5 protein-coding genes are annotated in these 11,432 nt (G+C 45.8%); 4 read left to right on the top strand and 1 reads right to left on the bottom strand.

The window, feature by feature from the left end:
• The first annotated feature begins 147 nt into the window (after positions 1–147).
• The 4 genes from C825_RS20265 (at position 148) to C825_RS20250 (ending at position 10,514) form a co-directional block, all read left to right on the top strand.
• Complete coding sequence (locus tag C825_RS20265) at positions 148–3,285, top strand: SusC/RagA family TonB-linked outer membrane protein (protein WP_010799929.1); 3,138 nt, start codon at positions 148–150, stop codon at positions 3,283–3,285.
• 24 nt (positions 3,286–3,309) lie between these two features.
• The gene (locus C825_RS20260; protein ID WP_010799928.1) at positions 3,310–4,785 is read left to right on the top strand and encodes a RagB/SusD family nutrient uptake outer membrane protein; all 1,476 of its coding nucleotides are present in this window, start codon (positions 3,310–3,312) and stop codon (positions 4,783–4,785) included.
• A 175-nt stretch (positions 4,786–4,960) separates the two neighbouring features.
• A complete protein-coding gene (locus C825_RS20255; protein WP_010799927.1) occupies positions 4,961–8,950 on the top strand; it encodes an SUMF1/EgtB/PvdO family nonheme iron enzyme in 3,990 nt (1,329 codons plus the stop codon).
• Positions 8,951–8,957: 7 nt separating this feature from the next.
• A complete protein-coding gene (locus C825_RS20250) occupies positions 8,958–10,514 on the top strand; it encodes a hypothetical protein (protein WP_010799926.1) in 1,557 nt (518 codons plus the stop codon).
• 150 nt (positions 10,515–10,664) lie between these two features.
• Here C825_RS20250 and trmD read toward each other — a convergent pair whose 3' ends face one another.
• A complete protein-coding gene (trmD, locus tag C825_RS20245; RefSeq protein ID WP_010799925.1) occupies positions 10,665–11,345 on the bottom strand; it encodes a tRNA (guanosine(37)-N1)-methyltransferase TrmD in 681 nt (226 codons plus the stop codon).
• Positions 11,346–11,432: the final 87 nt, after the last annotated feature.

Below are 11,432 nucleotides of genomic sequence, written 5' to 3'. Positions count from 1 at the left end.
ACTTTTCTGTCACTTTTGTATCAATCTATTCATATAGAATAATTTAATACTAAATTGGAAGCATGTTTTCTTTTGTAAAAAAGAGAATATGTTTCTTTGTGTTATTGAATTTGTTGAAATTTTAAGTCTAATTAAATCCATGATTAAATGAAAAAAGAAATCAAAAGGGCCACTCAATCGTTTTGGCGATTATTATTATTAATGGTGGCGTTTAACTCAAGTCTAAGTTTGTTCGCGCAAACACAGACTATCTCCGGAATCGTTCTGGATGAATTCGGAGAGCCGATGATCGGGGTATCTGTACTAGTGAAAGGAACAACCACAGGTATTATTACAGATGTAGAAGGGAACTTCACTGTCCCGGCTAAAACCGGCGATGTTTTATTAGTAAAGTATCTTGGTTACAAAGACCAGGAAATAAAAGTAACAAGTGATGCCCGCCTGAAAATTACTCTCCATGAAGATACCCAGAATTTGGATGAAGTAGTCGTAGTAGGTTACGGTACGCAGAAAAAGGTGAACCTGACCGGTGCCGTTTCTGCCGTGACGGGAGAAGAAATTGCCAAACGTCCAGTAGCCAATACATCTACCATGTTGCAAGGCCAGATGCCGGGTTTGCGTATCACTTCCGATAAAGGTCAGCCAGGTAGCGAATCAGTTCAGATCCGTGTACGTGGTCAGGGTACTTATTCCGGTACCGGTTCCGATCCGTTAATCCTGATTAACGGTGTCGAGGGAGACCTCGCCTCCCTCGACCCGAACATTATTGAAAGTGTTTCTGTGTTGAAGGATGCTGCTTCGGCTTCTATTTATGGTTCGCGTGCTGCAAACGGTGTGATTTTGATTACTACAAAGAATGGTTCGGAGGTGAAAGAACGTGTTTCTATCCGCTATAACGGAAACTTTGCTGTTTACAATCCGACTACTTTGTTAGATCTGATTTGGGATTCTCCTACCTATATGAAGTATTTTAATATGGCTAAAGATAATTCCGGTGCTCCGGCTACCGACCGTTATTCGGATGAAATGATTGCTAATTATACTAATCCGTCTGATCCAACCAAGTACCCGAGTTTCAACTGGCTTGACTATATGTTTAATCCTGCATTTGTACAACAGCATAATCTGAGTATTGCAGGTACAACTGGTAAAACATCTTATAATGCATCTTTAAGTATGGTCAATCAGCCCGGAACATTGAAAGGTTCGGAGTTTAAACGTTACAATGCAACACTTGATCTTACTTCACGAGTAAATGATTGGGTAAAATTTGGAATGTATTTTACCGGTAGCCGCAGCAATCGTCAGGAAACACGCCAGGGTGATACGGATGCTTACCTGTCTACAATTTCGCAGGCTCCAACTTATATGCCTTGGCTCCCGGATGATGGTACAGGAATTAAACGTTATGCTTCAAAGGCATTTTCTTTTGAGTCTAACAATAAGAATATGGTTGCCATTGTAGAAACTGAAAATTTTAAGACGAATGTCAATACGGATGTAAATGCACAGGCCTGGTTGGAAGTAAATCCGATCAAAGGTTTGACGTGGTATACAAAAGGTGCCATGCGTTACAAACAGCAACATGAAAAAATTTGGGGAGCTATGGCTACACCGATCTATTATTATCACGATGGCAAACAGAATGGAACGCTGAATACCGGAGGTACAGGATTAACCAGTACGATGAATAATAGTTCTTATTATAACTTGTATACTTATTTGAAATATGACTGGGCAACTCCAAATAAAGAACATGATTTCTCTGTAATGGCCGGTTATAATCTGGAATATTATAAACTGGACAACCTTTCCGGCTATCGCCAGAACTACGATTTCCCATTGCATGAGTTGAATACCGGTATTGCTTCCGTACAGACTAATTCTGGTAAATCAGAGGAGTGGGGAATTATGTCCGCATTCTTCCGTGCAAACTATGCATTCAAACAACGCTATTTGTTGGAAGTAAATGCTCGTTATGACGGTTCTTCCCGTATTTCTTCCGATTCTCGCTGGGGGATATTCCCTTCTTTCTCTTTGGGATGGCGTGTGACAGAAGAAGAGTGGATGAAAGAACTGAACTGGGAATGGTTGAACAGCCTGAAGTTGCGTGGGTCATGGGGTATCCTGGGTAACCAGAATATAGATCTTTATTCTTATTATGCCTCGGTTACAACCGGTAAGGATTACAGCTTTGATAATTCAAACCTGAATGCCGGTGTGGCTCAGACAGCTCTTACTAATCGTGACCTGAAATGGGAATCTACTTCTATTGGTGACTTTGGTATCGATATTACAGCTTTTAATGGTTTCAATGTAACTTTCGATTGGTATAAGAAAAGAACATATGATATTTTGCGTGAAGCACAGAGTAATTCATTATTAGGTTTGAAAGCTCCTTATATCAACGCAGGTGAAATGGTCAATAAAGGTATTGAAGTGTCATTGGCTTATAACGGATATATTCAGGAAGGTGTATTTAAAGGGTTGAGTTATAATGCCGGTGTCTTCTTTGATCGTACGAGAAACGAATTGACAAAATATGGTACTGATTATATTGACTCTTCTAAAGGTTTAATCTATAAGGAGGGCTTACCTTACGAGTCGTATTACGGATATGAAGCAATCGGTATTTTCAAGGATGAAGCAGATGTTGCTAATTCTCCTAAGCAATTTAATGACAAGACTTTGCCGGGTGATATCAAATATGCCGATATCAGTGGTCCGAATGGGGTTCCTGACGGTGTAGTCGATGAAAATGACCGTAAGGTTTTGGACGGCCGTTTACCGGACTTCGAATATACAGTGAACCTGGCTGCCAGTTGGAAAGGATTTGATCTTTCTTTGATGGGACAAGGTGTGCAGGGAGTCAAACATTATGCCAGTGGTTGGGGATTACGTCCTTTCTACCAGGGTTCACCGATCTCTCAGGATTATATAGACAATATGTGGACAGAAGAGCATACGGATGCTAAATATCCCCGCTTGTATTTTGCCGATCTGGGAGGCGCAAAGAATCAACGTGAAAGTACTTATTGGTTATACAATGCTTCTTACTTCCGTTTGAAGAACCTGACATTCGGTTACACCTTACCGAAAGCATTGACAAGCAAAGCGAAGATCGAACGTCTGCGTTTCTACTTCTCCGGTGATAATCTGCTGACATTTACTAAATTCCCGCAGGGAGGTGACCCGGAACGTAACTATAATTCGACAAAAGGTACGCGTCTGGTCTATTATCCGCAGAACCGTATTATTTCATTTGGTGTAAATCTTGAATTCTAATTAAATCGTAAAGCAATTATGAAAATGAATAAATTATCATATATATCCCTGTTGGTTGCCGGTATGATGACAATGTCTTCCTGTTCAGATATTCTGGATACCCCTCCGACGACAACTCCGTCGGAAAGTATCTTCTGGCAATCCAAGTCTGATTTTGATTCTGCATTGACCGGTTGTTATCAAGGCATGCAACAAAATACATTGTCGCATCGGTCGATTGTTTTCGACTGTTTAACGGATAATGCTTACGGAAGTTCCGGGTCTTCTTATGTCTATTTGTCCTATATGATTCAGGCAGACAATATAGATCCGTCGATGACCGGTTTTATTCCTGACCTTTACAACGAGGCCTATTCTGCCATTGCTCGTATGAATATATTCCTCTATCAGTTGAAAAACTATGAAGGAGCGGATATGAATAGTGTACGTAATCAGTACGAAGGTGAAGTGTTATTTCTTCGTTCCTACTGTTATTATCTGCTTTATTTGTGCTATGGGGAAGTGCCTTATCCAACCGAACCGCTGGATCTTGTAACTCAGAATATGGCGAAGGAGCCTTTGGAAACAGTTTACAAAAATTTGATTACTGATTTGCAGACGGCTATCGATAAAATGGATGACAAGACTTTTAAAGGTGCTGGTGGGCATGCAACCAAAGGTGCTGCCAAAGGGCTAAAAGCGCGTCTCCTGATGTACCATGCTTATGGTGAAGATGGTAAAGTGGCTAATCGGGACGAGGTACAGGAAGCATATAATTTATTGAATGAAATCAATGGATATTCACTGACCGATCGTTATGCAGATAATTTCACTTACGATACTCAAGAAGGCAGCAATGAAATTGTTTTCTCTATAAAATATCTTGCTCCGAATAATTATACGGATTTTGACCGTATATATGGTGACTATGCTGCGGTTCGCCCTGTCGCAAATTTGACAAATGATTATGAAGAAGGTGATAACCGATTAGGTCAGATTGTTGCTTTTGATGATAAATATCAGTGGCCCGGTGGTGAATTGCTATCATTACCTAAAAGTGATTTGAAGAAGGCAATGGTTAAATATCTGACCCCGTTAATGAAAGAAGGCGATTCATGGGGAGCAAGTTTCCGTAGTGAAACGGATTTCATCTATCTGCGTTGGGGTGAATTGCTACTTTTAAAAGCTGAAGCTGCCAATGAATTAGGTATCGGTGGTGCTGCCGATATGGTAAATCAGGTGCGTAAGCGTGCAGGATTGGCTGACCTGGCAACCAATCTGACACAGGATCAGTTGCGTGAAAATATCCGCCATGAACGCCGCGTAGAAACTCCGTTTGAGTTGATCCGTTACTATGATATGAAACGTTGGAAAATCATGGATAAACTGAATGGCCTTGAACTCGATCCTCTCTTGTCCGGACATGTGACTGCCTGGTCGAAGGCGCATGAGTATTTCCCGTTGCCGCAGTCGCAGATCGACTTCTCTAACGGCGTATTGATCCAGAATCCGAACTATTAATCGTTCGATAATAATTTAAGTATGGGTGAGAAGCTCCGCTGTTAAAGGCGGGGCTTTCTTTCCGATTTTAGTGGCACATCTCTGCTAACGTTAGTGGGATACCCCCACTAACAAAAGGGACCGGATTTCATAAACCGGTAGTGCAGATCATCGTAAAATATAAGAGACAGATATCATGAAAAAGAGTTTAATTGTTTTATCAGCCTGCCTGGCCTTTTCGCTTTCCGCTTTTCCTCAAAAGCAGAAAAAGCAGGGTAACACGCTTGCTTCCTGGTCTGAGAAAATTGCCGTTGCCAAACAGAATGCTTACGAACAGATGAAAAAGAACAGCCTTCCGGTTTCTTCAAAGGTTATCAAGGCGAAACAAGCTGCCGAGAAGTTTACCGCCGATGTGACCGGACTGGATGAAATGGTACTTTATACCTGGGGTACAGTCGACGGAACTGCCGACGACCAGGCTGTATGGGCAAACGCCCGATTGATCGCGACCGACGGCTCTTCCGTCTGGCTGAACGATCTGAAAGATACTTTTAAGGATACCGGTACAGGCCGCCTGGTCTTTAACGCCAATGCCAAAGGTGTTCCGGTCATTATGAAAGGAAAAACATACGAACGGACGATTATGGCGAATGCCAACTCACAGATCGTCGTTCCGCTGGATAAAAAATATGTCCGTTTTGAAGCGGAAATCGGATTGGAAAACCGTTCCTCCGCAGGGACCGCTATTTTTCGCTTGCAGGGGATAACGGGCAAAGAGTTATCCGAAGATATTATTGCCGACTATCCGGCTGAATCGGCACAATTCCTTCCGTTTGCCGGAAGCGACATGAAAGCCCTGGTTACAACCTATGATGCTACCATAGAAAAACATATCGCCGAATCGGTCGTAGACCTGCTGGCGGATAAAAAATATTTTACAGCCCGTATCGCCGCTGCCGGTCAGGAGAAAGAACTGGATAAACAAGTGGTGGCATACCTGAATATAGCACAGGATGCCATGAAAGTATACGAATTGCAGGAATCGCTGAGCTGGCTTAATATGCGGGCCATCGAAGAGGCTTTCAATGATATGAAACGCAGTAAGTCGTTTGACCAGGCCGTAAACCAATCCAGATTGTCTACCTTAAAAGGATTGGTAGGCAAAGGTTTTGCCGGTATCTATTCAAACGATGAAAATACACTGAAAGATGCCCGGCAGGCTTTACAGTTAAAACGGGAAATACTGCTGGCCAATCCGGAACTGGATATGGATAAACTGATCGTGGGCCGTTACCATATCGGTACCTCTGCCCGCCAGGTCAATCCCCGTTCGCTGGGAACACAGAATAATAACTGGTCGAACCAGACTTCCGCCCCGCGTGGCGGATTCGATGCGGAGATCGTCGAACTATCGAATCTTCGCGGCGACATTCAGTCACGTACCATCTTCAAGCCGGATAACGGTTCGTCCGTTCCCGACCTGAAACTGCATTGGGATGCCGACCGTGTGATGTTTTCCATGATCGACACCGATAAGCGCTGGCAGGTTTTCGAAGTGGGACTGGACGGGAAAGGTTTGAAAAAACTGATTGAATCACCCGAAAAAGACCTCGAGTTCTTTGATGCGACCTGGTTGCCTTCGGGAAAGATCATTGCCGTATCCAATATCGGTTACAACGGTGTTCCTTGCGTAAACGGGAATGATGAGGTCGGTAATATGGTGCTTTATAATCCGGAAGACCGTTCCCTGCGTCGTCTGACGTTCGACCAGGATGCCAACTGGTCGCCGGTCATCATGCACAATGGCAAGGTGATGTATACCCGTTGGGAGTACACCGACCTGACACATTATTTCTCCCGCTTCGTGATGCATATGAATCCTGACGGAACCGAGCAGAAAGCACTTTACGGCAGCGGCTCTTATTTTCCGAACAGCACATTCGACGCGAAACCGATACCCGGCCAGGCATCCGGTTTTGTCGGAATCATCTCCGGACACCATGGCGTTGCCCGTTCCGGCCGTCTGATCCTGTTCGATCCCTCCAAAGGCCGCAAGTCGGAACTGGGAATGGTGCAGGAACTGCCATTCCGCGACCGCAAGATCGAACCGATCGTGAAAGACCGGCTGGTGGATGGTGTCTGGCCTCAGTTTATCAAGCCTTATCCGTTGAACGATAAATATTATCTGGTTGCCGCCAAATTGAATCCGAATGCTTTATGGGGCATTTATCTGGTAGACGTGTATGATAACCTGACGCTGATTGCCGAGTATGAAGGTGAAGGATTGATCCACCCGATACCGGTAAAGAAAACTCCGGTTCCCCCCATTATTCCCGACCGTACGAAACCGGGCACGAAGGAGGCGACTGTCTTTATCCAGGATATTTACGAAGGTGAAGGTTTGAAGGGCGTACCCCGTGGTACGGTGAAAGCATTCCGTGTGTTGTCTTACGAATATGCTTATAATAAAACTCCGTCCGACCATTGGGCACAGGGTGTTCAGAGCGGATGGGATATCAAACGCCTGTTGGGTACGGTGCCGGTCGAAGAGGATGGTTCTGCATTGTTCACTATCCCCGCCAATACGCCGATCTCGCTTCAGCCGCTGGATTCGTGCGGACGTGCCGTGCAGTGGATGCGTAGCTGGCTGACCGGAATGCCGGGAGAAACCGTCTCCTGTATCGGTTGCCACGAAGACCAGAATCAGATACCTATCCCGAAACGTGTGGTCGCTTCGACTATCAAACCGCATGCGATCGCATTGCCGGAAGGCGGACAGCGTCCGTTCACGTTCGAACTCGAAGTACAGCCGGTGCTGGACCGTGCCTGCATCGCCTGCCATGACGGTTCCAATAAACTGGCCGATTTTACCGGTGGGCGTATCGATGATTTTACCGGATTTGGCAAAAGTTATCTGAATCTTCATCCGTATATCCACCGTCAGGGACCGGAAGCGGAGATCGAAGTCTTGAATCCGTACGAATATCATGCCTCGACCAGCCAGCTGATCAAGATGTTGAAAACCGGACATCATGGCGTTGAACTGACCGATAAGGAATGGAAAACGCTTTATAACTGGATTGACTTTAATGCTCCTTATCATAGTAAATTTAAAGCAAATATCTTTAAGGGAGTAGAGCAGATCAGTCGTCGTACGGAGTTGACGGAGAAATATGCCGGTTCCGGTGTAGACTGGCAGTCGGAGATCCGTGCCTATGCCGATTATCTGGACAAACAACCGAAGCCGTCTCCTGTAAAACCGGAACGCAGGGAATATAAAAATAAAGAAGTGAATGTGAAAGGCTGGCCGTTTGATGCAACAATCGCTAAGAGCATGCTGGCAAAGGAACAGGAGACAAAGAAGAGCATCGAGCTGGCTCCGGGTATCGTGATGAACTTTGTACGCATCCCGGCCGGTAAGTTCGTGATGGGAAGTAACAAGGGACATTCCGATTACTCTCCGGCCAACAAACAGGAGGTGAAAAAGGCATTCTGGATGGCGGAGATAGAGGTGAGTAACGAGCAGTTCCGTACGATTTTCCCCGATCATAACAGCCGTTTCGTGAACCAGCTGTGGAAGGATCATGTGCACCAGGGTTATCCGGCCAACAATCCGGAACAACCCGCCATCCGTGTCAGTTGGGAAGAGGCGATGGCCTTCTGTGAGAAACTGAGTGAGAAAACCGGTTTGAAAGTGACTTTGCCGACCGAAATGCAGTGGGAGTGGGCCTGTCGTGCCGGTAGTGAATCCGATTTCTGGTACGGGGCGCTGAATACCGATTTTGCCGCCTATGAAAATATGGGTGACAAACAACTGAACAAGCTGGCGGTAAGAGGTGTGAACCCGCAACCGATGAGCCCGGGTGATCCCTGGTACAAATACTACACATACCAGCCGAAAGACAATAATGTCGACGACGGCAATATGCTGATGGTGAAAGGTGGTGGTTATCAGGCTAACCCCTGGGGATTGTATGATATGCAGGGTAATATCGCCGAATGGACACGTTCCGACTATCTGCCTTATCCTTATAACGAGAAGGCACAAGGTAACGGAACCGAAAAAGTGGTACGCGGCGGTTCCTGGACCGATCATCCGAAAACTTCGACAGCCTATTACCGTAAATCTTATCTGCCCTGGCAGAAAGTGCATAATGTAGGTTTCCGTGTAATCATTGAAGATTAAGTATCGAATGAGCGCATTTAAACAAATCATAATCGGACTAGTGGCCGGAGCAGCTTTCGTTTGTAGCCATGCACAGACGAAGCTGCCGCCGGCCTGGCAGTCCTCGCTGGTCAGGATCAGTGAGGAAGGTATTCTGACTTATATTCCCGATAAAGACGGCAATACCATACCTGATTTCAGCCGGGTAGGCTATCATCATGGCGATAAAAGTATTCCTCGATATCCGGTCGTTAAAGTCGTTTCTCCGGTAAAAGAAGGGGATAGCGGAGCCTTGATACAAGAGGCTGTCGATGAAATATCCCGCAGGCAGCCGGATGAAAACGGCCATCGGGGGACGATCCTTTTAAAACGGGGCGTTTACAGGATTGCCGGTTCTGTCGTGATAAACACCGGTGGTATCGTGTTGATGGGAGAAGGCGATAATATCAATGAAACCCGTCTGATCGCTACCGGTAAAGAGCGTCGTACTTTGATCCGGGTGGAAGGAGCCGGTTCGATGAAGGAAATACCGGATACACGGGTGAAGATAACAGACGATTTCGTGCCGGTCGGTACCCATTCATTCCGGGTTTCGTCGACAAAAGGTTTTAAAGTGGGCGACCGGGTGATCGTTTACCGTCCCGGTACCCAGGAATGGATCCATGCCATTAAGATGGATCAGATCGTGGAACGGAAAGGTACACGCCAATGGACGCCGCAGGAATATAACCTGGCTTTCGAGCGTCAGATCACGAAGATCGAAGGGAACCGTCTTTTTATCGACAACCCTGTCGTGATGCAGATGGATAAGAAGTTTGGAGGCGGCGAAGTCTATAAATATACGTTCGACGGACGTATCAGTGAGGTCGGTATATCGGATATCTGCTTTGAATCCGAGTTTGAAGATTATGAAGACCTGGAACACGGTTGGATTGCCGTTGGACTGGATAAGGCGGAAAACTGTTGGGTGCGGAACATCACGGCCCGTTATTTCGGCTACTCGGCTGTCAGTTGCGAACGTTTTGCTAAAAATGTCTCTGTTGTGGATTGTCGTTGCCTGGAAGCAAAATCACTTATTACCGGAGGCTATCGTTATTCCTTCAATAACTGGGGGCAGCAGAATCTCTTTATGAACTGCCAGGCGACGGAAGGCCGTCATGATTATGTAACCGGTGCACAGGTATGCGGTCCGAATGTCTTTTATAATTGCACGGCTTCGCAGACGTTTGCCGATATAGGTCCGCACCACCGTTGGTCTGTCGGCACGTTGTATGATAATATCGTCACCGATGGCGAAATAAACGTACAGGACCGCGGCCAGATGGGAAGCGGACATGGTTGGGCAGGCGTGACGCAGGTATTGTGGAATTGCCGGGTGAACCGTGCTGCTGTACAGAACCCGTGGACTTCGGGGCATAATTATTGTATAGGATTGAAAGGAGAGAAGTATCCCGGCCATTTTACCGATCGCCCGAATGGCATCTGGGAAGGACAGAATGAGATCAATCTATTTCCCCGTTCCTTATATATAGCGCAATTGATGGCGCGACAAAAGAATAATGATTTGAGTATTTTGCTAAAATAGGCAACTATCAAAATGTAACTACTCTACCGGCTAAATCGGATTAATATACCGGGTAAATGAAAATACCCTACCAGGTAATATTTTTTAACATATCAATATGCTTATAAAATACCTGGTAGGGTGTTATTTTGTCAAAAAAGTTGTTTCGATTTATTCCCCTTTCAGCAAATCCGGTCGTAGCCGTGCCGTCCGTTCCTGTGCCTGCTGCAACCGCCATTCGTCGATCTTGCGCTGGTGGCCGGAGAGAAGCACATCCGGAACTTTCCAACCGTTATAATCTGCCGGGCGTGTATAAACCGGCGGAGCCAGCAGGTTATCCTGGAAAGAATCGGAGAGGGCGCTCTGTTCGTCACCGATGGCTCCGGGTATCAGGCGGACAACCGCATCGGTAATAATAGCGGCAGCCAGTTCACCACCTGTCAGGACATAGTCGCCTACGGATATTTCCCGGGTGATCAGATGTTCACGGATACGGTAGTCGACCCCCTTATAATGACCGCACAGAATGATCATGTTATTGAGCAGGGACATGCTGTTCGCCATCGGCTGGTTGAATGTTTCCCCGTCGGGAGAGGTGTAAATTACCTCGTCATACTCCCGTTCGCTTTTCAAAGCGGAGATAGCCCGGTCGATCGGTTCGATCTGCATCACCATCCCGGCCTCACCACCGAAAGGGTAATCGTCTACACGGCGCCATTTGTTAGTCGTGTAGTCACGCAGGTTATGTAGATGGATTTCAGCCAGTCCCTTGTCCTGTGCTCTTTTGACGATGGAGCAATTAATCATTCCATCGATCATTTCCGGAAGTACGGTCAGTATGTCGATACGCATAGAGGTTCATTTATTTATGCTGCAAAAATACAGCTTTATTTTATAGTTATCAAAATTCTCTTGGTCCATAATATCTTTTTACTACAT

The organism is Parabacteroides sp. ASF519 (assembly GCF_000364265.2).
GTDB classification, from domain to species: domain Bacteria; phylum Bacteroidota; class Bacteroidia; order Bacteroidales; family Tannerellaceae; genus Parabacteroides; species Parabacteroides goldsteinii.
This window is presented reverse-complemented; position numbering and strand designations above follow the sequence as displayed.

What these genes read in the sequence shown, in the direction of transcription:
- C825_RS20265 (WP_010799929.1), top strand. Translation starts at nt 148, where the DNA reads ATGAAAAAAGAAATCAAAAGGGCCACTCAATCGTTTTGGCGATTATTA.
- C825_RS20260 (WP_010799928.1), top strand. Translation starts at nt 3,310, where the DNA reads ATGAATAAATTATCATATATATCCCTGTTGGTTGCCGGTATGATGACA.
- C825_RS20255 (WP_010799927.1), top strand. Translation starts at nt 4,961, where the DNA reads ATGAAAAAGAGTTTAATTGTTTTATCAGCCTGCCTGGCCTTTTCGCTT.
- C825_RS20250 (WP_010799926.1), top strand. Translation starts at nt 8,958, where the DNA reads ATGAGCGCATTTAAACAAATCATAATCGGACTAGTGGCCGGAGCAGCT.
- trmD (WP_010799925.1), bottom strand. Translation starts at nt 11,345, where the DNA reads ATGCGTATCGACATACTGACCGTACTTCCGGAAATGATCGATGGAATG.